The sequence below is a fragment of the Amycolatopsis cynarae genome, assembly GCF_026802195.1.
Lineage (GTDB): Bacteria > Actinomycetota > Actinomycetes > Mycobacteriales > Pseudonocardiaceae > Amycolatopsis_E > Amycolatopsis_E rhizosphaerae.
This window is the reverse complement of sequence record NZ_CP113836.1, coordinates 2,321,918-2,341,309: the sequence shown is the minus strand read 5'-3', so window position 1 is coordinate 2,341,309 and position 19,392 is coordinate 2,321,918. Positions and strand designations below refer to the sequence as shown.

The 19,392-nt window shown below is 71.6% G+C and carries 19 protein-coding genes; 12 read left to right on the top strand and 7 right to left on the bottom strand.

All coding sequences use genetic code 11. The features are described from left to right. Window positions 1-113: 113 nt before the first annotated feature. From ORV05_RS11075 to ORV05_RS11040, 8 genes are all read left to right on the top strand, one after another. The gene (locus tag ORV05_RS11075) at window positions 114-1,478 is read left to right on the top strand and encodes a PAS domain-containing protein (protein ID WP_268758369.1); all 1,365 of its coding nucleotides are present in this window, start codon (window positions 114-116) and stop codon (window positions 1,476-1,478) included. Between the two features lie 91 nt (window positions 1,479-1,569). Continuing rightward, on the top strand, window positions 1,570-2,157 hold the full coding sequence (locus ORV05_RS11070) for a hypothetical protein (protein ID WP_268758368.1): 588 nt from the start codon (window positions 1,570-1,572) through the stop codon (window positions 2,155-2,157). Continuing rightward, a complete protein-coding gene (locus ORV05_RS11065) occupies window positions 2,154-3,557 on the top strand; it encodes a ferredoxin reductase family protein (protein WP_268758367.1) in 1,404 nt (467 codons plus the stop codon). The genes ORV05_RS11070 and ORV05_RS11065 overlap by 4 nt, the downstream gene beginning before the upstream one ends. Before the next feature lie 4 nt (window positions 3,558-3,561). Next, window positions 3,562-4,020: an FMN-binding protein gene (locus tag ORV05_RS11060; protein ID WP_268758366.1), complete on the top strand. Its 459-nt coding sequence runs from the start codon at window positions 3,562-3,564 to the stop codon at window positions 4,018-4,020. Further along, window positions 4,017-4,796, top strand: a complete 780-nt coding sequence (locus ORV05_RS11055) for an FAD:protein FMN transferase (RefSeq protein WP_268758365.1) — start codon at window positions 4,017-4,019, stop codon at window positions 4,794-4,796. Before ORV05_RS11060 ends, ORV05_RS11055 begins: the two co-directional genes overlap by 4 nt. Window positions 4,797-5,126: 330 nt before the next feature. Then, on the top strand, window positions 5,127-6,176 hold the full coding sequence (locus ORV05_RS11050; RefSeq protein ID WP_268758364.1) for a hypothetical protein: 1,050 nt from the start codon (window positions 5,127-5,129) through the stop codon (window positions 6,174-6,176). Next, complete coding sequence (locus ORV05_RS11045) at window positions 6,173-6,556, top strand: roadblock/LC7 domain-containing protein (protein WP_268758363.1); 384 nt, start codon at window positions 6,173-6,175, stop codon at window positions 6,554-6,556. The genes ORV05_RS11050 and ORV05_RS11045 overlap by 4 nt, the downstream gene beginning before the upstream one ends. Before the next feature lie 62 nt (window positions 6,557-6,618). Further along, on the top strand, window positions 6,619-7,032 hold the full coding sequence (locus ORV05_RS11040; RefSeq protein ID WP_268758362.1) for a hypothetical protein: 414 nt from the start codon (window positions 6,619-6,621) through the stop codon (window positions 7,030-7,032). A gap of 54 nt (window positions 7,033-7,086) precedes the next feature. Here the strand turns inward: ORV05_RS11040 and ORV05_RS11035 are convergent, their stop codons facing one another. The 4 genes from ORV05_RS11035 to ORV05_RS11020 all read right to left on the bottom strand — a co-directional run bounded on the left by ORV05_RS11035 (window position 7,087) and on the right by ORV05_RS11020 (window position 10,551). Continuing rightward, on the bottom strand, window positions 7,087-7,794 hold the full coding sequence (locus tag ORV05_RS11035; RefSeq protein ID WP_268759758.1) for an enoyl-CoA hydratase family protein: 708 nt from the start codon (window positions 7,792-7,794) through the stop codon (window positions 7,087-7,089). Between the two features lie 71 nt (window positions 7,795-7,865). After that, window positions 7,866-8,948, bottom strand: a complete 1,083-nt coding sequence (locus ORV05_RS11030) for an NAD(P)H-dependent flavin oxidoreductase (protein WP_268758361.1) — start codon at window positions 8,946-8,948, stop codon at window positions 7,866-7,868. Next, on the bottom strand, window positions 8,945-9,733 hold the full coding sequence (locus tag ORV05_RS11025; RefSeq protein WP_268758360.1) for a CoA-transferase subunit beta: 789 nt from the start codon (window positions 9,731-9,733) through the stop codon (window positions 8,945-8,947). The genes ORV05_RS11030 and ORV05_RS11025 overlap by 4 nt, the downstream gene beginning before the upstream one ends. Further along, window positions 9,730-10,551, bottom strand: coding sequence for a CoA transferase subunit A (locus ORV05_RS11020; protein ID WP_268758359.1), 822 nt, complete (start codon window positions 10,549-10,551; stop codon window positions 9,730-9,732). The genes ORV05_RS11025 and ORV05_RS11020 overlap by 4 nt, the downstream gene beginning before the upstream one ends. A 156-nt stretch (window positions 10,552-10,707) precedes the next feature. Between ORV05_RS11020 and ORV05_RS11015 the strand changes: the two genes are divergently transcribed. The 4 genes from ORV05_RS11015 to ORV05_RS11000 all read left to right on the top strand — a co-directional run bounded on the left by ORV05_RS11015 (window position 10,708) and on the right by ORV05_RS11000 (window position 14,190). Next, window positions 10,708-11,292, top strand: a complete 585-nt coding sequence (locus ORV05_RS11015; protein ID WP_268758358.1) for a TetR/AcrR family transcriptional regulator — start codon at window positions 10,708-10,710, stop codon at window positions 11,290-11,292. 219 nt (window positions 11,293-11,511) lie between these two features. Continuing rightward, on the top strand, window positions 11,512-12,666 hold the full coding sequence (locus ORV05_RS11010; protein ID WP_268758357.1) for an acetyl-CoA C-acetyltransferase: 1,155 nt from the start codon (window positions 11,512-11,514) through the stop codon (window positions 12,664-12,666). Between the two features lie 187 nt (window positions 12,667-12,853). Next, window positions 12,854-13,477: a PaaI family thioesterase gene (locus ORV05_RS11005; protein WP_268758356.1), complete on the top strand. Its 624-nt coding sequence runs from the start codon at window positions 12,854-12,856 to the stop codon at window positions 13,475-13,477. Between the two features lie 50 nt (window positions 13,478-13,527). Continuing rightward, on the top strand, window positions 13,528-14,190 hold the full coding sequence (locus tag ORV05_RS11000; RefSeq protein ID WP_268758355.1) for a TetR/AcrR family transcriptional regulator: 663 nt from the start codon (window positions 13,528-13,530) through the stop codon (window positions 14,188-14,190). Here ORV05_RS11000 and ORV05_RS10995 read toward each other — a convergent pair. From ORV05_RS10995 to ORV05_RS10985, 3 genes are all read right to left on the bottom strand, one after another. Continuing rightward, window positions 14,165-15,085, bottom strand: coding sequence for a LysR family transcriptional regulator (locus ORV05_RS10995; RefSeq protein WP_268758354.1), 921 nt, complete (start codon window positions 15,083-15,085; stop codon window positions 14,165-14,167). The genes ORV05_RS11000 and ORV05_RS10995 overlap by 26 nt on opposite strands. A gap of 99 nt (window positions 15,086-15,184) precedes the next feature. Next, a complete protein-coding gene (locus ORV05_RS10990) occupies window positions 15,185-17,245 on the bottom strand; it encodes a hydantoinase B/oxoprolinase family protein (RefSeq protein WP_268758353.1) in 2,061 nt (686 codons plus the stop codon). Continuing rightward, window positions 17,242-19,392 carry a hydantoinase/oxoprolinase family protein gene (locus ORV05_RS10985; protein ID WP_268758352.1) on the bottom strand — a complete coding sequence of 717 codons (2,151 nt, stop codon included), beginning with the start codon at window positions 19,390-19,392 and terminating at the stop codon, window positions 17,242-17,244. Before ORV05_RS10985 ends, ORV05_RS10990 begins: the two co-directional genes overlap by 4 nt.

The window sequence follows — 19,392 nt, the reverse complement described above, 5'->3', positions numbered from 1 at the left end:
TCCCAGGGTCCGTTCCGGTGGAAAACGGGCGGTGGCCTACGTTTCCCTCGGTGGCCGGGGCGGACGGGGCAGGGCCGGCCGATGTGGTGGGCAGGAACGAGAGGTGTGCGGAAATGGTGGGCGGCTACTCGGCCGGTCCCGGTGGCGATGCGCCGGTGGTGAAACCAGACGAACTTTTCTTCTCCACGACCGACCGGCGCGGGCTGATCAGGACGGGCAACTCGGTCTTCGTGCGGATCTCCGGCTTCCCGCTGGAGGACCTCACGGGCGCGCCGCACAGCATCGTGCGGCACCCGGACATGCCCGCGGGCGTGTTCCGGTTGCTCTGGGACCGGTTGCTGAGCGGCCGACCGGCGGGCGTGTACGTGCAGAACCTGACCAAGGACGGCGAAAGCTACTGGGTCTTCGCCACGGTGACCCCGCTCGGCGACGGGTTCCTCTCCGTCCGGGTCGCACCGCAGGGGCCGCTGTTCGAGGCGGCGAAGCAGATCTACCGGCAGACGCTCGCGGTCGAACAGCAGGCGCGCGCCGAAGGACTGAACCGGCGTGAGACGGCCGAAGCCGGCCTGAAGCACCTTCAGCGGACGCTGGGCACGCTCGGTTTCGGTTCGCATGACGAGTTCCTGGCCGAGGCGCTGTCCTTCGAGGTCGGGGTGCGGCGCAGGCTGGCTTCGACCGGTTACGCCCGGCCTCACGGCCACGGGCCCACGGCCGAGGTGCTGCGCACCGCGGGTGCGCTGGAGGGACAGCTCGGTGAGCTCGTCGAACGGCTCGAGAGCTACCGGACGCTGTGCGACCGGCTGTCCCACGCCTCTTCCCGGGTGCTGGAAGTGGCGCGGCGCCTCAACAAGGCGGTCGGGGCGGCGCAGTACGCGTCGGAGACCGTGGTCGCCACCGCGCCGGTGCTCAAGAACGTGGCGAGGGTGATGGCCCAGCCCATGGACCGGGCGGTGGGCGCGCTGGAGGAACTGGTCCCCCGGCTGGCACGGCTCGGCTCGCTCGTCGCGGACCTGCGCTTCCGGATCGCGCTGGCGCACCTGCACAACGACATGGTCGCGGCGTTCGCCGCCGAGGTGGTGGACGGGCTGGCACCGCACACGTCCCTGAGCGAGGTGCCGCTGCTGTGCGACGCCCTGCACGATGGCGTCCTGGAGATGTCCGAGCGTGCCCGGCAGGTGAACCACGAGTTGCACGACGTCGCCACGCTGGTCGCCGAGGCGGGGCTCCGGCTGGAGGAGTTCCGCAAGTTCCTCGGCCAGTGGCGGACCCTGGTGTCGCGACGGGGCGCCGGGCCCGCACTGGGCAGACTGCTGGAGCCGATCGACGACGAGTTCGTGGCCGGCTGGGAAGGGCTGGAGATGCTGCGGGAACTGGGCAGGCAGTTCCAGGCCTCGGTGCTCCCGCTCGACCCGGCGGTGCTGGAGACCTGGCTCGACCGCATGCGCGACGCGGCCGCCGCCTCGCGCGAAGAGCCCTGATCACCACTCACACAGCCGGTACACAGGTCAGCCACGGCTGGATTTCAGCATGGGCGCTCACCATGGTTTAGGTCAGGACCGAAGGAGCACCATGCACGACCAGGAACAACCGCACAGCGGTTCCCGCTGGGAGCCCTCCCCTGAGCCGTCCTCGGGGTCGGCTCAGGGGAACGCCCGGGAAACGGCGCCGCTGAGCGCGGCGAGCGCCGGTCAGGCGGGCACCGCGGGAGCACACCCCCCGGTGCCGCCGGCCGCGCCGGTCTGGCCCGAGGCCGCTTCGGTGCCGGCCGGCACCGCCGCCGCGGTGCCGGTCGCCGATCCGGCCGCGAAGGCCGCCAAAACGACCCGGCTCCGCCGCCAGGGGCTGTTCGCCGCGGCCGCGATCGGCCTGCTGCTGGCAGGCGGTGCGGGCGGGTTCGCCATCGGGCACGCCACCGCGGGCACCGGCGGTACCGGCGGCACCGGCACTGCCGGGATCGAACGGCAGCGGGGCGGCCATCCGGGCTTCGACCGCGACCGCGACGGCGACGGCGACGGTTACGGCGGCCGTGGTTTCCCGGGTGCGGACGACGGCGGTTTCGGCAACGGCGTGCCGCCCGACTTCGACGGTGACCGGAGCGATGGCGGTCGCGGCTCTCGTCGCAGCACGACGCCGACCACCACCCGGCAGTCGGCATGACCACCGTCCAGGAGCGGGGCCTGGCCCCGCTCCTGCCCGCCGCGCTGTCCCGGACCGCCAAGGCCGACGCGGGCGTGCGCCTCGCGGCGGGCTCGGTGCTGTGGCTGAGCCTGCTGCTCGTGGCCTACTGGTGGGCTGCCGGGGGCGGGTTCCAGGCGATGACCGGCTGGGAGACCGGACTCACCTCGGCGGGCAGGCTCACCGGCCTGCTCGCCGCCGACCTGCTGCTGGCCCAGGTCCTGCTGCTGGCCCGGTTACCGGTCCTCGAGCGCGCCTTCGGCCAGGACCAGCTGATCAGGCTGCACCGGCTGACCGGGTTCACCTCGTTCAACCTGATGCTCGCCCACCTCGTACTCATCACCTGGGGCTACGCCTCGGGCAGCCTGCGCGGAGTCCCCGCCACCTTCTGGGACCTCACCACGGACTACCCGGGCATGCTCCTGGCGCTGGCGGGCACGGTCTGCCTGATCATGGTGGTGGTCACCAGCCTCAAGGCCGCCCGGCGCAAACTGCGCTACGAGTCGTGGCATCTGCTGCACCTCTACGCCTATCTCGGCGTCGGGCTGGCCCTGCCGCACCAGTTGTGGACCGGGCAGGAATTCCTGGCCTCCCCGGGCGCCACGCTGTACTGGTGGTCCGCGTGGGCGGTCACCGCGGCGGCGGTGCTGGTCTGGCGGGTCGCGCTGCCCCTGTGGCGCAACGCCCGTCACCGCCTGCGGGTCACCTCCGTGGTACCGGAGGGCGATGGTGTGTACTCGGTGTACCTGACGGGGCGTGACCTGCACCGGTTACCCGCCCAGGCCGGGCAGTTCTTCGTCTGGCGCTTCCTGGACCGGCAGGGCTTCACGCGCGGCAACCCGTACTCGCTGTCGGCCGCCCCGGACGGGCGGAGCCTGCGGATCTCGGTGAAGGAGCTCGGGGACAACAGCGCACGGACGCCGGCGCTGCGCCCGGGCACCCGGGTGCTGTTCGAGGGCCCGTTCGGGCGGCTCTCCGCCCGGACCAGGACCCGTCGCGGCGTCGCGCTGATCGGCGCCGGGGTGGGCGTGGCCCCGCTCCGGGCGCTGGCCGAGGGGCTCGAATACGGGCCGGGTGAAGTGGTGCTGCTGCACCGGTTCACCGCCGAGCCGCTGTTCGACCGCGAGTTCCGGATCCTGGCCCGCGAACGCGGGCTCCGGGTCGTGTCGCTGCCGGGCCACCGGCGGGCACCCGATTCCTGGCTCGGGGACGGCGTCGGCACCGCCGACGACCTGACCGCGCTCACCCACTGGGTTCCGGACCTGGCCGCGCGCGACGTCTATCTCTGCGGACCGCAGCCGTGGACCGAGGCCGTGCGCCGCACGGCCGAAGCCGCGGGTGTGCCCGCCGCACAACTCCACATCGAGAACTTCCAGTGGTGATCCCATGAAACGCATCGTCCTGTGGTTCCTCAGCACGGTCAGCCTGGTCGCGCTCCTGTTCGGCTACCACACCTCGACCTCCGGTGCTTCGGGCAACGCCGCGGGCACCGGACCCGCGACCCCGAAGGGCAACACGGGCACGGCACCGAGCACGGGCGGCACGTCGGCGGGCTCGCCCGCACCCGGGTCGAAGACCTACACCGGCCCGTCGGTCGACACACGGTGGGGACCGGTGCAGGTCCAGATCACCGTGGCGGACAAGAAGATCACCAACGTGTCGGTGGTCGACTACCCGGACAACAACGGGCGGGACCGGCAGATCAACAGCTACGCGCTGCCGATCCTGGTGCGGAGCACGCTGAGCGCGCAGAGCGCCAACATCGACATGATCAGCGGCGCGACGGTGACCAGCGAGGGCTACGTCCAGTCCCTGCAGGGCGCGCTGGACCAGGCCGGGCTGTGACCGCCCCGTCCGGGCCGGAACCCGTCGCCCGCTACGTCGAGCACGTCATGGGCATGCCGATCAGCCTGGCGTTGCGGGGGCGGCACGCGGACGACGAGCGGGCCCGCGCGGCGTGGGCGGAGGTGCTGGCCTCGCTGCGCGAAGCCGACCGGGTGTTCAGCACCTACCGGCCCGATTCGGCGGTCTCCCGGCTGGACCGCGGGGAGATCACCGAGGACGAGTGCCCGCCGGAGGTCGGCGAGGTGCTCGAGCTCGGTGCGCTCGCCCAAGCCCAGTCGGACGGCGCCTTCCGCATCCGCCGCCCCGGGCCGGACGGGCGGCTCGTGCTCGACCCCAGCGGGGTGGTGAAGGGCTGGGCGGTCGACCGGGCCGCCGCCGCCCTGATCGCGCTTCCCGCGACCGACTTCTGCCTGTCCGCCGGTGGTGACCTGACCTGCCGCACGATCCGGCCGTCGGCCCCGCCCTGGCGCATCGGCATCGAAGACCCGCTGGATCCGGGCCGGATCATCGCCGTGGTGCCGGTGTTCTCGGGCGGGGTGGCCACCTCGGGGACCGCGCACCGCGGCGGGCATCTCGTGGACGGCCGGACCGGGCGGCCCCCTGCCGGGGTCGCCTCGGTCACCGTCATCGCGGACACGCTCACCTGGGCCGACATCGAGGCGACCGCGGCCTACGCGCACGGCGCGGACGCGGCGCGGTGGCTCGGCACCCGGCCGGGCCGTCGCGGCCTGGTGGTCTGGCCCGACGGCGGCACCACCGTCACCGGCCCGGCCTGAAACGGCTTGACAGAAAGTCTCCACCACGGGTTCGGGCGGGTTAATTTTTACTTTTTCCACCTTGTGGTGAGCGCTTGCTCATTTCACCTACTCCAGAGTAGTCAATCGCTTTCGGATCACCGGGTCGCGATCCGAACGAGGCGTATTTTCCCTGTTCATCAAGGGTTTCATACGCAATTGAAGGCAGCAGACGAGGTGTTCGAATTGCCGAGAACGGCGACCTTGCAGCCCCCGGCAGGAGGTCCGCAAGAGTCTTATGGCATATAGTCGGACACCCGCCGGCACCACCTCCGTCAGATTTCCCGCCGGCATTACCTGGCAGGGAGCGCTTTGACCGGCACCGGAAGGATCCAGGACCGAGCCGCCTTCGACGTCCTGGCTCGCGCCCTGACTCGCTGCCGTCTCGACGGGATCTCCGGCGCACTGCACCTGATGGGCAACCCGGGCGGTGTTTTCCATCTGCGCAGGGGAATCGTGGTCGCAGTGGACAGCCCGGGGGCGCCGGGAGCGGACGCACTGCTGCTGCGGTCCGGCCGCGTCGGCGAAGAGGCCTGGACGGCGGCGCTGCGCGCGGCGGCCGAGGGCCGCTCGCCGCAGGCCGAGCTCGTGGCGCACGGCAGCGTCGGCGCCACCGAACTGCGTGTGCTGTCGATGATGGCGGCGCGCGACGCCGCCTTCGCCACCGTGGCCGGCATGGTCGAGGGGTACGTCATCGACCGCGAACCGGTCGACGTCCCGCTGCCACTGGCCCACGACGCCGACACCGACTCGCTGCTGCAGGAGACGGAGCGGCGGCTCAACGCGCTCGCTTCACTGCCCATCCCCGTGGCCCCGCACCGTGAACGCGTCGCGCCGGTGCCGGGCAAGAGCCTCGACGAAGGCGCGCTCACCGAACTCCGGCGAGAGATCCTCGCCCAGGCGAACGGCCGTCGCACGGCACGGGACCTCGCCTTCCTGATCTGCCGCGGCGTCTACCCGGTGACGGTCGAGATCTCCCGGCTGCTCGGTGAGGGCCTGGTGGAGATCCCGGTCCAGCCCCCGGCGCCCACCCCGATCCCGGGACGGGCGCCGATCCCGCGAGTCCGGGCGGCCGCCGCCCCCGTCCCCGCACCATCCCCCCGTCCGGCCGGCGAGACTGCGGGCCTGCCGCCGCGCCGCCGTCCCGGATCGAGCGGGCCCGCGGAGACGGCGGCCCCCGGCGCGCTCATTCCACTCCCCCCGCCCACCCCGGAGTCCTCGCCTGCCGAGCGGACCGAACCGGACGGCCCGGCCCCGGCCGTCGCGCCCAAACACGCGGCGCGCCACGGGTTGCCCCGCCTGTTCAACCTGATCCGGTCCCGGCCCGGCGAGCACCCGCAGCACGAGAAAGGAAATCCATGATCCACCATGCGCTGACCGAACTGAGAGCGCTCCGCGAGCGGGTCCCGGGCGTGACCAACAGCCTCCTCGCCGCCGTCGACGGGCTTCTCGTCGTCGCCGACGCCGAGGAGACGGTCGACACCGAAAGCCTCTCCGCGCTCGCGGCGGCCGGGCTCGGCCTTGCCCGCCGCACCAGCGCGGCACTCGGTCAGGGCGTCTTCCGCCAGAACGTGGTGTACAGCAGTGCCGGCTACCTGGCCTTGTACGCCGTGGGCGACGGCGCGCTCATGGCGGTGCTGGGCGACGAGGGCCTGCAGATCGGCAGGCTGCACCAGGAAGCCCAGCCCACCATCGAGCGCATCGCCGCCATCTTCTCCGCCCCGGAGGCGGCCGCGAGCTGAGGCGAGCGGCCATCCCCGGTTCCCCGTCAGGCATTCCGACCAAGAAAGCAGGAACTCCCGGTATGCAGAACATGTCCGACCAGATCGTCCACGTGGTCAAGCGGCTGCGGCAGGAGGTCCCCGACTGCCTCGCCTCCGGCGTCGTGGACATGGCCACCGGCATGCTCCTGGCCGTCGAGACCACCGACAACCACCCGTCCGAGGTGCTCGACCTGCTCGCCGGGGCGACCCTCGACCTGTTCCAGGGCCGCACCGTCCTGACCATCGAGGACATCTTCAAGGAGCGCCGCGGCGTCACCAGCAGCGAGCACTACTTCCAGGAGATCCTGGTCAACAGCGCGAACCTGACGCACCTTTTCGTCCGCAACAACCAGAACGAGGACATCGTCGCGGTCGTCGTGTGCCCCAAGTCGGTGAACATCGGCATGCTGTTCGCGTCCACCAGGCGGGTGCTGAAGAGCTACACCGGCGCGTGAGGAGGTGTCCGGCGGCGCGCGGTGTCCCCGTGCCGCCGGACACCTCGGGTCAGGTCAGGAGGCCGGGCCCGAGCGCCCGACGAACTCGTCGCGGATCCGGTCGGACACGCCGGCGAGGTTGAGCTCGAAGGTGAAGCACTGCTCGAAGCGGTAGCTGCGGTTGACGTCCCACGGGTCGATCCCGTTCAGCGAGGCCTTGGCCGCCCGGATGACCGTGGGGTCCTTGGCCGCGATCTCGCGGGCCAGCGCGAGCGCGGCCTCCCGCAACCGTGCGGGAGGCACCACGGTGTGCACGGAGCCGTAGGCGTGCAGTTCGGCCGCGGTCGCGGCGGCAGAGGGATAGACCATGGCGCGCATCCGGTGCTGCGGCACCAGGCGGGCCAGGTGGGTGGCCGCGCCCAGCGCGCCACGGTCCACTTCGGGCGGTCCGAAGGTCGCGTCGTCGGCCGTCACGATCACGTCGGCGTTGCCCACCAGGCCGATCCCGCCGCCGAGGCAGAATCCGTGCACCGCCGCGATCACCGGCACCGGGCACCCGTACACCGCCTTGAAGGCCGCATAACAGCCCCGGTTCGCGCCGAGCAGCGCGGTGAACCCCTCGGTGCGCTGCATCTCCTTGATGTCCACGCCCGCGTTGAACCCGCGGCCCCGCGCCCGCAGCACCACCGCGCGCACGCTCTCGTCGGCACCCGCGGCGCCGGGCGCCTCGGCCACCGCGAACCATCCGGCCACTGGCAACGCGTCGACCGGCGGGGTGTCCATCACGATCTCGGCCACCCCGTCGGGGTTGCACCGTGCGTTCGACCATCTCGTGGCCGGGCGCGGTCGCCCGCTCAGACTACATCGGCCTGCTCCTCCTGCTCGGCCAGGCGGGTGAGCACCTGCTCGGCCTGGGTGACGATGCGCTCGATCAGCTCCGCACAGCTGGGCAGGTCGTCGATCAGGCCGACCACCTGACCGGTGGCCATCACGCCGACGTCCACCCGCCCGTCCAGCAGTGCCGAACGGTAGAGCACCGGCGCGTTCGCGGCCATCACCACCTGGCTCCAGCTCAGGTCCTGCCGCCTGCGCATGGCCAGTCCCTCGCGGATCATCTCCGTCCACTTCGTACCGGAGAGCTTGCGGAAGGCGTAGGCGTTGCGGGCGGCCCGCAGCAACCGGCCGGGTGCCGAGCTCCTTTCGAGCTTCTCCACCGTGCCCGCCCGCAGCACGCGCTGGGGCACCCCGTCCACCTGGCTGGTCAGCACGGTGTCGTTGACCGTCTTGGCGAGGTACACCTCCTTGACCCGCTGCGCCACCGGGGAGTCGGTGGTGAGCAGGAAACGGGTGCCCATCGCGATCCCCGCCGCGCCGTAGGCCAGCGCGGACACCAGCCCGCGCCCGTCGAAGAAACCGCCTGCCGCGATCACCGGAATGTCCACCGCGTCCACCACCTGGGGCAGCAGCAGGCTGGTCGGCACGCCGCCGGTGTGCCCGCCGCCCTCACCGCCCTGCACGACCACCGCGTCCACGCCCCAGGCCGCGACCTTTTCCGCATGCCTGCGGGCCCCGATGGAGGGAACCACGACCAGGCCGGCGTCCTTGCACCTGCCGATCAGGTCCTGGCGTGGCGCCAGCGCGAACGACGCCACCTTCACCCCGGTGCTGATCAGCAGGTCGATGCGGCGCTCGACGTCCGGCTGGTCGGCACGGAGGTTCACGCCGAAGGGCGCGTCCGTCTTCGCTTGCACCGCCTCGATGGCGGCGGCGAGTTCGTCGTAGGTGAGCAGGGCCGCGGACAGGATGCCGAGTCCGCCGGCCTCGGCGGTCGCCGCCGTCAGCGCCGGATCGGACACGTACCCCATCCCGGTCTGCACGATCGGGTACTTCACACCGAACAGTTCGCAGGCCCTGGTACGCAGGGCGGGCAGGGTCATCCGGAGACCTCCTTGTCCCGCAGCCCGCGAGGATCCAGCACCTCGCGGATCAGGCGCAGTTCTTCGGCGGTGGGCAGGCGGGTGCGGGGCACCTCCCCCTCGGCGGCGAGCGGGAAGCCGGTGGCCTCCCGCACCTGCTCCACGGTCACCCCGGGGTGGACCGAGGCCAGCCGCAGCGCACCGTCCGGCGCGAAGTCCAGCACGGCGAGGTCGGTGACGACGCGCCGCAGGTCGTGGAAGCGGGCCGCGGCGGGACCGGCCTCCGCGGCCCGGTCGTTGCCGACCCCGGCGACCATGTCCACTTCGGACACGAACACGCGCGGGGAATGACGCGGAACCCAGTAGCTGGTGGGGTGGCTGACCGTGTTGCCCGGCGCACCGCGCACGCCGAGCAACTGCACCTTCGGTTTGGCGTAGTCCCCGATGGCCGAGATGTTGGTGTTGCCGTAGGTGTCCACCTGGGACGGGATCATCATGACGTGGCGCTTGCCGTGCCACACCAGGTCGAAGATGGTGCGAAACGGCGTCCACGCCTCGACTTCGCCGGAGGCGGGCTCCCCCACCGGCCAGACGCCCCGCACCATCTGGGCCTCTCCGTCGGAGATGAGCAGATCGGGCGAGAAGGTGGCGCGGGCAAGGCGCACCCCGATCGCCGGGATGGTGCCGAAGGCGCTGGCGACCATTTCCCCGTTGTCCCGGAAGGCTTCCGCGCAGGCGACGACGCACACTTCGGCTCGCGTCGCGGTGGCGACGGCCTCGCCCGCCTGGTCGATCGTGCCCGTCATGCCGGTACCTCCTCGGCGAGATAACGCTCGGAGAACTCCTGCCAGGCCCGCGGATCGGCCGCCGCGCGGACGTATTCGCGCTGGAACTCCTCGTCGCGCTCGTAGTCCGGCACGCAGGAGGTGAAGTGGGCGCCGCCGGGCGCCTCGACCACGCCGGTCACCACCAGCCGGTTGATCCGCAGGGTGGCCGGATGCGCGGCGGCGGTCAGCTCGGCGGTCGGCACGATCTTCTCGCAGGACATGAAGGCCTGGTCGGCGGCCATGCAGTACAGGTCGTCGAAGTACGGGTCGGGGCCGAGGAACTGGCCGTTGCCGTGGATGTCCGCCCGGTTCATGTGGATCAGCGCCGCGTCCAGGCGCAGCGCGGGCATCGCGAGCAGCTCATCGCCGCCGTACGGATCGGGCACCGTGCGCAGATCCGGGTTGTGGGTGAGCACATCGGAACCGAGCCCGGCCCGGGTGGGCAGGAAGGGCAGGTTCAGACCGGCCGCGTAGAGCCCCCACTGCAGCATGCCTTCGTCGTACTCGGCCACCTCGATGGCCCCCGCCTGCCGGGCGGCGCGGAAATGGGGGTCGAGGGCGATCGAGTCGAGCGAGACGAACCCGAACACCACCTTGCGGACCTTGCCCGCGGCGCAGAGCAGGCCGACGTCGGGCCCGCCGTAGCTGACCACGGTCAGGTCCTTCAACTCGGAGCGGAGGATCTCCCGGACCAGTGCCATCGGTTTGCGGCGCGAACCCCAGCCGCCGATCCCGATGGTCATCCCGGACTCCAGCCGCGACACCACCTCGGCCCCCGTCATCCGTTTGTCGGCCATCTGCGGTTCCCCGGATTCTCTCGCGGACGTAGCAAGCGCTTGGTTGGGTACCCTACCAGGAGACCCGGGACCGTCAAGACCGCACGCGGGCGGCAGAGGGCCGTGATATAACAAGCGCTTGGTCGGCGAATGTGTTCGCCACGGGAAGGGAACGGCATGCCAGGGGCGCGGGATCGACGCTCGCTCATCCTCGAGCAGGCGGCGAACCTGTTCGCCGCCAAGGGCATCGTGGCGACCACCGTGCGGGAGATCGCCGACGCGGTGGGCATCCTCTCCGGCAGCCTGTACCACCATTTCAAGTCCAAGGACGAAATGGTGAGCGCCATCGTCACCGGATACCTCGACGACCTGGTCGCCCGGTACGAGAAGATCGTATCGGCCGACTCCGCACCCCGCGAAAAGCTGGCCGAACTCGTGCACACCTCGCTCGCGGTGATCGAAGCCCACCCGCACGCGACCGAGATCTACCAGAACAGCGGCAGCTACCTGACCTCGCTCGAGGACTACGACCGCATCTCCTCGGCCGCCGCCACCGTGCAGCAGGTGTGGCTGCGCGTGCTGGGGGAGGGCGCGGCCTCCGGCGACTTCCGCGACGACATCCCGCCACGCGTGCTCTACCGGCTGCTGCGCGACGCGCTGTGGCTGTCGGTGCGCTGGTTCAAGCCGACCAGGCAGTACCCGGCCCGGCGCTTCGCCGAAGACTTCGTCTCCACCTTCCTCGACGGCATCACCCCCCGCTGACCCGGGCGAGTCCCACGGTGGGGCCGGGCCGGGATGCCCTGAAGGCCACCTTCAGGGTCATAAACACCCTCAAGGCCACCTTGAGGGCACGCCCCCGGTCCCGGAAGTGCCGTTCCCCTCACGGCCAACGCCCGTACGACTTCGCCACGGCCCTGGTCCGCCAACCAAGCGCTTGCTACGCTCGGATGGACATCCGGTCCCGTCAGCAGGGAGGCTCCGATGGCCGAGGCCTACATCGTCGAGGCGGTCCGCACGCCGGTCACCAAGCGGCGCGGCGCGCTGGCCGGAGTACACCCGGCCGACCTCGGCGCCCACACCCTGTCCGCGCTCATGACGCGTTCGGGCGTGGACCCCGCGGCGGTCGACGACGTGATCTTCGGCTGCGTGGACACGATCGGGCCGCAGGCCGGCGACATCGCCCGCACCGCGTGGCTGGCCGCGGGCCTGCCGGAAGAAGTGCCCGGCGTCACCGTGGACCGCCAGTGCGGTTCGTCCCAGCAGGCCGTCCATTTCGCCGCGCAGGCCGTCCTCAGTGGCACCGCCGACATCGTGGTGGCGGGCGGGGTGCAGAACATGAGCGCGATCCCGATCTCCGCCGCGATGACCACCGGTGAGCAGTTCGGCTTCCCCGACCCGTTCTCCGGTTCCGAAGGCTGGCGGCGGCGGTACGGCGACGGCGAGATCTCCCAGTTCCGCTCGGCGGAGATGATCGCGCGACGCTGGGACCTCGGCCGGGAGGAGATGGAGGCCTTCGCGCTGCGCAGCCACCAGCGTGCGCTGGCCGCGATCTCCGAAGGCCGGTTCGACCGGGAGATCGTCCCGCTCGGTGGGGCCACTGTGGACACTTGCCCGCGTCCCGACACCTCACTGGAGAAGATGGCCACGCTGGCCCCGCTGACCGAGGACGGCATCGTCACCGCGGCGATGGCCAGCCAGATCTGCGACGGTTCCGCGGCACTGCTGATCATGTCCGAGCGGGCGGTGCGCGAGCACGGCGTCACCCCGCGCGCCCGCATCCACCACCTGTCCGTCCGCGGCGCCGATCCGGTGTGGATGCTCACCGCCCCCATCCCGGCGACCGCCCGCGCGCTGGCCCGGACCGGCCTGAGCATCGACGACATCGACCTGGTGGAGATCAACGAAGCGTTCGCGCCGGTGGTGCTGGCCTGGCTGAAGGAGTCGGGTGCCGACCCCGACCGGGTCAACGTCAACGGCGGCGCCATCGCCCTCGGCCACCCGCTCGGCGCCACCGGAGCGCGCCTGATGACCACCCTGCTGCACGAACTCGAGCGCAGCGGAAGCCGCTACGGCCTGCAGACCATGTGCGAAGGCGGCGGCCAGGCCAACGTCACCATCATCGAACGCCTCGGCTGACCGCGGCCCCGGCCCTCGTGTCCCACCTTCCGGCCGCCGAGTTTCACGCTCTAGACGCGAGCGCGGGACTCGGGCGCCTGAACGTGGGGCACAAGCGCACCGGCGTGGGACACAACGTGGGGGTTGTCCGTGGCGCCGGGGTTTCCTACTGTCAAGCAAGCGCTTGATTACCACAGAGAGGGTAGCCATGAGCCAGCCGACGGCCACCACCCCCGCCCAGCCCGCCGGGACCGAAGCGCTCGCCGCCGCGGCGCGCAGCGTCGTCGACGCGGTGGTTCGCGCCGGGGACCACTGCGCGGAGCGAGCCGCGGAACTGGCCGCCCGGCTGCGGGCCATCGCCGACGAACTCGACCGCTGCGCACCGCCGCTTCAGGACAGGCTCGGCGAGATGCGGGAGTTCAGCCGGTCCGTGAAGTACAACCCTGTCACCGGCCCCGGCAACCCGTTCTCCCCGCCGCTCGACTGCACCGACCCGGATGACGCGGGCGACGGAACGGTGCGGGGCGCGGTGGCACTGGGGCTGCCCTACCAAGGACCGCCGGGGCACGTGCACGGCGGCATCTCCGCGCTGCTCATGGACCACATGATGGGCGTCGCGAACGGCCGGGCGGGGGTGCCCGGCATGACCGCCCGGCTCACCCTCGACTACCACCGTCCCGTCCCGCTGTACCAGGAGCTCACCGTGACCGCGCGGCACCGGTCGTCCGACGGGCGCAAGGTCCTCACGACGGGCACGATCGGCGCGGGCGGCGAGACCTACGTGTCGGCGGAAGGGCTGTTCATCCAGCCCCGGACGCCCCTGCGGGAATGACCGCTCCGCCGCGCGGCGACGGCCGCGCGCACCCATGACAGGATGAGCCCATGGCGGCGCACACCGATCCCCCGAGCACGCCGCGCCGCCCCTGGCGCGGGGTCGGCGCCGATGAACGGCAGGCGCGCCGGCGGGCCCAGCTCGTGGAGGCCGCGTTCACGATCATGGGCACCGAGGGTGCGGCGGCGGTCAGCATGCGCGGCGTGTGCCGCGAAGCCAAGCTGACCGAACGCTACTTCTACGAAAGCTTCTCCGCCCGGGAAGAACTGCTCGTCACCGTGCTGGACGAAGTCGCGCGTCAGGCGAAGGCGGTGCTGGAAAAGGCACTCCAGGACAGTGCTCCCGCCGCCGGGGACCTGGTCCGTCCCGTGGTGCGTGCGTTCACCGAGTTCGTCACCGCGGATCCGCGGCGGGGCCGCGTCCTGTTCGTGGAGTCGCTGGCCGCACCCGAGCTGGCGGCGCGCGGCGGCGAACTCGTCGCCGAGTTCACCGACACCATCGCGCAGGCGCTGCGCAGCCCCGGTCTGGCCGGTGAAGACGCCGACGACCGCGACGTCGCGCTCAACGCGCAGGCGGTGTTCGGCGCGCTGGCCTACCTGTTCCAGGACTGGCTGTCCGAGCGCGCCGACATCGGCCGGGAGCGCTTCGTCGAGCACGTCGCGCAGGTCATCGAGCAGCTCGCCCGGGTCACCTCGGTTCCGCTTCCCCGCTGACCGTTTCCGGCGCCGCGGCGGCGAGCAGGGCACCGACCAGCGGCGAGTCCTCCTCCAGGTGCGTGCACAGCAGCACCTCGGCCGGTTCGGCGTCCACGATCGGGACGAACGCGACGTCGGGCCGGTGGTAGAAGCGGGCGGCCGCGGCGGGGACGATGCTGATCGCGATGCCCAGCGCGGCGATCTCCACCTGCTCCTCGAAGGTGTGCACGATCGGCCCGTACGGCGGCGGTGTCCCGTCCGGACCGGGATCCAGGGACCACCACCGCCGCCAGTACTCCGGCACGCCCTCGGTGTCGACGCGCAGTTCGTCGGCGAGGTCGGCGCGCCGCACCTCGCTGCGCCCGGCCAGCGGATGCCGGTGGGACAGCATCACCAGGCGCGGTTCGGTGGCGAGCAGCACGGTGCGCAGGCGCGAATCCCGCAGCGGGCCGCGCACGATCCCGGCGTCCACCTCGCGCGTGGCCACCGCCTGCGCCTGCCTGCCATAGTCCAGGTGCACCAGTTCCACCGCGCGGCCCGGATGCTCCCGTTCGAACCGGGCGAGGATCCGCGAGGTGAGCTCCCCCGCCGCCATCGTCACGAACCCGAGCCGCAGCACGTCCTGCCCGCGCCGCCGGTGCCGGGCCGTGACCGCGCCGAGGCGGGCCACCGCCTCCAGCACCTCGCGCGCCTCCGCCGCGACCTGCACGCCGGCCTCGGTCAGCTGCGCGCCCCTCGGGTTGCGGTCGAACAGGCGCACGCCGAGTTCGGTTTCCAGTTTCCGGATCTGCTCCGACAACGCGGTGGGCGACAGCCACAGCGATTCCGCCGCCCGGCCGAAATGCCGGTGCTCGGCGACGGCCAGGAAGTAGCGCAGGCGGCGGACGTTGATGTCCTGCTGAGGTGCGGTCACGACGGTTCTCTCTCCGGCGACGATGACGGACGAGGAAGGGGGCGTGCCGTGAGGGGTCCCCTCACAGTCGTTTCGACCGTGAGGGGACCCCTCACGGGGTCAGCGCATGACGCCCTGGGGCACGGGGCCGTCGACGGGGTGCGGCCAGGCACCGTAGGCGACGAGCACCTCGTCCGGCGGGCGCAGCCGGGACCACTCGCGCTCGAACTCGGCGAGCGGGCGTCCCCGCGACAACCGCTGGGCGCGGATCGCCGCCCGTGCCGCCGCGGTCGCGACGTCGTCGGCCTCACCGGTCGCCTCGTCCACGACGACGCCGTAGACGTGCTCGGCGGCCCACGCGGTGACGATGCCCTCCCGCAGGTCCCGCACCACGGCGGCGGGTTCGCGCTCCAGCACGTCGCCGTAACCGGTGCCACCGCCGGTCGGCACCAGGTACACGTCGCCGTTGGCGGCGGGCTCGACCGGGGTGTTCATCGACCGGTAGTGGTACTCGCCCGCCAGCGCCCCGCCGTCCAGCAGTTCTGTGCTGGTGGCCGGCACCGAGGGGTCCCGGTTCGCCAGCCGTTCCAGCAGGTCGCCGCCCTTGACCGCGATCGAGGGCAGCGAGGGGCTGGCGTACCCGCCGAACAGGCCGAGGCTGCACGGGAACCGGCTGCCGAACCCGAGCGAACCGAACATGAGGAACGGCACGTGGTGGACCATGTAGGCCGCGTCGAGCCCGGCGCCGCCCCGGTGCCGCCCGTGACCGCAGCTGTCGGCGAGGAACCGGTTGCGGAACGCGTAGAGCACCGGAATGCCCAGTTCGTTCTGCTCCACTTCACCGGAGTCGGACAGGCTGGCGAAGAAGGCGCCCGCGACGTTGACCCCGTCCTCGGCCGGGCGCGCCCCGCTGCCGCCCGCGTTCAGCTCGCTGAACAGGTCCGAGACCGGCTCGCCCCATTGGTTCATCCCACCGTAGATCGGCATGTTGAACCCGGAGAACCATGGGGCCACCGCCCGGTCCGGCGACTGCACGTAGACCAGTTTCGCCAGTGCGAGGCTGAACGCGAGGTTGAACACGGCCATCGGGTTCGGGCACATCGACACCGCGGCGTCCGCGCTCGGCGAGACGAAGGTGCCCTCCCGGAAGGTCCAGTCGAGCACTTCGGACAGTCCGCTGTTGACCGGGAGATCCGGGAACAGGTAGTTGCACAGGTAGGTCGCCGACATGCCGACCAGGGTGTGCGGGAAGGTGTTGGACGAGTTGTCGACCAGCTCGGGACTGCAGTCGGTGAGGTCGAGGTGCAGTTTCTCCCCGCGCTTGGTCACCGACAGGCCGAGCTTGAGCAGCGCGTCGCCGGTGCCGATCGTGTCCAGGAACGCGTTCTGGCGCACGGTGGCCTCCGGCAGGGACCGCACCCGGTCCCTGGCCGCGTCGGCCGCCATCTGGATCAGCTGCCGCAGCCCGCCGACGACGAAGTCGCCGCCCCGGCGGCGGGCCTCGTCGAGCAGCCGCTCCTGCCCGCGGCGGCAGGCCGCGAGCCGGGCCTTGATGTCCATCACCAGCATGCGCGGGTCGCGGACACCGTTGGCCAGCAGGTTGATCACGTCCTCGCGGACCACGCCCTCGGCGCAGATCTTCGTCGGCGGGATGAGGATGCCCTCCTCGTACCGGTTGCGCGAGCGGAGGGTGACGCCGCCGGGGTCCTGCGCGCCGCACTCGCCGGTGTGGATCACCGCGCCGACCCAGCCGATGAGCTCTTCACCGTCGAACACGGGCATGAACACGGTCATGTCCGCGGCGTGCACCCCGCCGTAGAGCGGATCGTTGTTGAAGAACGCGTCACCGGGCCGCACGCCCACCGACGGATCGTCGAGCCAGTGCGCCATCGTGTACTTGATCGGGATCTGCTGCAGGAAGGCGTGGAAGTAGATCCCGGTCGAGCACACCGCGATGTCGCCCTGCGCGGTATAGAAGGCGAAGCCCGAGTCGCCCCAGCGGGCGCCGGTGCTCGCCCCGAGCCGCAGCAGCAGCTCCTGGCATTCCACGGCGGTCGTCTCCAGCTTGTGCGCGAAGATCGACAGATCGTGGTCGTTGACGGCGGGCAGCGCGGCCCGCTCGCGGTCGGTCCACGGCTCGGGCTTGAGCCGGGCGTTGATGCTCAGGTCGCGTCCGCTCACGGCCGGACCTCCTCTCCGGTGGTGCGTTCGAGGACGCAGGTTCCGTAGGCGTCGAGGGTCAGATCCCAGCCCGGCGGCACGACGATGGTGGTGTCACTGGCTTCCACGATCGCGGGCCCGTCGAACCGGTTGCCCGGCCGCAGCCGCTCGTGCCGGTACACCGGCGTTTCCACGGTGCCGTGGCCGGGCCCCCAGTGCACGGGCCGGTTCCCGGTCCGCGCGGCAGTCGCGTCGGGACCGTCCAAAGAGGACTCCGGAAGCGCCGCCGGCGTGGCGGGCACCCAGGCCTTGAGGTGCAGTTCCTGGATGTCGATACCCGCCTGCGGGAAGGCCGCCTCCGGCGAGAACTGCCTGCCGAACTCGTCGACGAACGCCGCGCACAGTTCCGCCACGTCCTCCTGCGAGGACAGGTGCGGCTTCGGGGCCTTCACCCGGGTGGAGTTGAGCTGGGTCCCGAACCGCATGTCGACCTCCAGCTCCAGGTGGAGCTGGTCCGGGGTGAAGCCCTCCAGCGCGAAGTCGCGCTCGGCCTCGGCCCGCAGTTCGTCCACCACCTCGTTGAACGCGTCGAGGTCGGCGGGCGCGTCCGGCTGCATGAACCGGGTGAGCGCGAGCCGCCGGGTGCGCTCGTAGATGTGCATGACGTCCATGCCCGAGGAGCCGAACGCGCAGAACACCGAACTGAACGGCAGGGCGAGCACCCGGCGGGCGCCCACGAAGTCGGCGTACCCGCAGGCGTGCACCGGCCCCGCCCCGCCCGCGGCCACGATGGTGAAGTCCTTCGGATCGTGGCCCTTGAGCGCGACCTCGGTGAAGATCTCCTGGCCCATCACGGCGTTGGCGAGGTGGTGGATGCGCCAGGCCGCCTCGTCGGTGTCCACACCGAGCGGTTTGGCGATGCGGTCGGTGATCGCCTCCCGCGCGGAGTCCACGTCGAGCGGGAACCGGCCGCCCAGGTAGTAGTCCGGGTCGAGCATGCCGAGCACCAGGTCGGCGTCGGTGACCGTCGGCTCCTCCCCGCCCTGGTCGTAGGCCACCGGGCCGGGCATCGACCCGGCGCTGCGCGGGCCGACGTGGAGGCGGCCGAGCGCCTCGTCGATCCAGGCGATCGAACCGCCGCCCGCCCCGATGGACTTGGTCTCCACGAACGAGCCCTGCACGCGCCACCGGTCGAAGATCGGCCGGAAGTCGTAGGAGCTGATCGCCCGGCCGCTGACCACCGCGATGTCGAAGCTGGTACCGCCGACGTCGGTGAACAGCACGTCGTCCAGACCGTAGAGGCGCGCCACCGTCGCCGTGCCGAACACGCCCGCGGCGGGGCCCGCGGCATGCGTGTCGATCGCGCGCGTGCGGGTCAGTTTCTTGCTGCCGCCGCTGTTGTGCACCAGCATCAGCGGGCGCTGGTACCCGCGTTTACGGCACATCTCACCGATCCGGAACAGCTGGTCGCTGAGCGCGGCGTGAGTGTAGGCGTCCACGACCGCGGTCATCGTGCGGGCGTATTCGCCGACGCGAGGCGAAACCTGGTGGGAGCAGATCACCGGGAAGTTGCCGAGGTAGGTGTCCGGGTACTCCTCGCGGATCACCTCCTGCACGGCCAGTTCGTGCTCGGGGTTCGCGAACGACCACAGCAGCGCCACGACGAACCCGGTGGCGCCCCGGTCGACCAGGGTCTGCACCTGCTCGCGCACGTCGTCGGGGTCGAGCGGCATGAGCACGCGGCCGCTGGAGTCGACCCGTTCCCGGATCCCGGCCACGAGTTCGCGCGGGATGAGCGGTTCGGGCTTGCGGATGGTGGCCAGGTCGCGGACCTGTTCCACGGGCAGGCCGTCGCCCCATTGGCGGGACCGTCCGACGTAGATGGTGTCCTCGAAGCCGCGGGTGGTGATCAGGCCGAGCTTGGGCCCGGTGCGCTCGATGAGCGCGTTGATGCCGATCGTCGTGGAGTACCGCAGCACCCCCGTGTCGGCGAGCATGTCCTCCACCGGGCGGCCCAGCTGCCCGGCGATGGCCTCCAGCGCGTTGGAAAAGCACACGCTGAGGTCGTGGTGGGTGGTGGGCACCTTGGCGCTGACCCAGGTCCCGTCCGCGGTGGCGAAACAGTCGGTGAAGGTGCCGCCGACGTCGATGTCGATGGAGTGGTTCAC

Coding starts and splice junctions, on each gene's coding strand:
- ORV05_RS11075 (WP_268758369.1), top strand. CDS start 114: ATGGTGGGCGGCTACTCGGCCGGTCCCGGTGGCGATGCGCCGGTGGTG.
- ORV05_RS11070 (WP_268758368.1), top strand. CDS start 1,570: ATGCACGACCAGGAACAACCGCACAGCGGTTCCCGCTGGGAGCCCTCC.
- ORV05_RS11065 (WP_268758367.1), top strand. CDS start 2,154: ATGACCACCGTCCAGGAGCGGGGCCTGGCCCCGCTCCTGCCCGCCGCG.
- ORV05_RS11060 (WP_268758366.1), top strand. CDS start 3,562: ATGAAACGCATCGTCCTGTGGTTCCTCAGCACGGTCAGCCTGGTCGCG.
- ORV05_RS11045 (WP_268758363.1), top strand. CDS start 6,173: ATGATCCACCATGCGCTGACCGAACTGAGAGCGCTCCGCGAGCGGGTC.
- ORV05_RS11040 (WP_268758362.1), top strand. CDS start 6,619: ATGCAGAACATGTCCGACCAGATCGTCCACGTGGTCAAGCGGCTGCGG.
- ORV05_RS11035 (WP_268759758.1), bottom strand. CDS start 7,794: ATGGACACCCCGCCGGTCGACGCGTTGCCAGTGGCCGGATGGTTCGCG.
- ORV05_RS11030 (WP_268758361.1), bottom strand. CDS start 8,948: ATGACCCTGCCCGCCCTGCGTACCAGGGCCTGCGAACTGTTCGGTGTG.
- ORV05_RS11025 (WP_268758360.1), bottom strand. CDS start 9,733: ATGACGGGCACGATCGACCAGGCGGGCGAGGCCGTCGCCACCGCGACG.
- ORV05_RS11020 (WP_268758359.1), bottom strand. CDS start 10,551: ATGGCCGACAAACGGATGACGGGGGCCGAGGTGGTGTCGCGGCTGGAG.
- ORV05_RS11015 (WP_268758358.1), top strand. CDS start 10,708: ATGCCAGGGGCGCGGGATCGACGCTCGCTCATCCTCGAGCAGGCGGCG.
- ORV05_RS11010 (WP_268758357.1), top strand. CDS start 11,512: ATGGCCGAGGCCTACATCGTCGAGGCGGTCCGCACGCCGGTCACCAAG.
- ORV05_RS11005 (WP_268758356.1), top strand. CDS start 12,854: ATGAGCCAGCCGACGGCCACCACCCCCGCCCAGCCCGCCGGGACCGAA.
- ORV05_RS11000 (WP_268758355.1), top strand. CDS start 13,528: ATGGCGGCGCACACCGATCCCCCGAGCACGCCGCGCCGCCCCTGGCGC.